At 34.6% G+C, this 214-nt stretch carries 1 protein-coding gene; it reads right to left on the reverse strand.

The genetic code is table 11. The features are described 5' to 3' along the window. On the reverse strand, nt 1-191 hold a 191-nt coding region (locus NE668_RS10200), incomplete at its 3' end, for a hypothetical protein (RefSeq protein ID WP_256196958.1). Nucleotides 192-214: the final 23 nt, after the last annotated feature.

Below are 214 nucleotides of genomic sequence, written 5' to 3' on the forward strand. Positions count from 1 at the left end.
ATCAAAGAGACAACAACCATTGCTCCGAACCCAAGGATCACCCCCATGATCTGTTTTGTCATAAAATCCGGTTTAGCGCTTCCGACCATCATGATACCGATGACAGAAATTGCAACTACTGAAATAATAAGTCCGAATTTATAATCTTTTATATGATATTGCTGTTTAATATGATTGATTAAAAATTTCAACGATCTTCTCCCATGTATTTTAT

The organism is Veillonella parvula (genome assembly GCF_024461875.1).
GTDB lineage: Bacteria > Bacillota > Negativicutes > Veillonellales > Veillonellaceae > Veillonella > Veillonella parvula_I.